We start from the raw sequence: 269 nt of genomic DNA, 5'->3' as shown, positions 1-269 counted from the left end.
ATATTTATCTCTTTGTTTATCATGTTTAATACCTGCACATAAAGGTTTAAGTGCTTCATCATACCAAATCACTTCTAACTTTTCTTCTTGGATGATTCTTAATGCTACTTCTTTTGTTAGATATTCTTTAATGTCTTTTCCATCGTATTTTTTTTGTTCATAATTCATCTGCAACATTTTATCAATGGCTTCTTTTTCACTATCAAAAGAATATTCATCTTCAACACCGCCCCTTTCTCCAATATAAACAGCTTCGTATTTATTATTAT

Annotated in this window: 1 pseudogene; it reads right to left on the bottom strand. The window is 28.6% G+C overall.

The annotated features are described in order from the left end of the window. A pseudogene (locus tag ELQ12_RS10045) lies at nucleotides 1-269 on the bottom strand (hypothetical protein); the annotation flags it as partial.

The organism is Campylobacter sp. US25a, from assembly GCF_004379075.1.
GTDB classification, from domain to species: Bacteria; Campylobacterota; Campylobacteria; order Campylobacterales; family Campylobacteraceae; genus Campylobacter_D; species Campylobacter_D jejuni.
The sequence above is the reverse complement of the archived record's forward strand: the minus strand, read 5'-3'. Positions and strand labels throughout refer to the sequence as shown.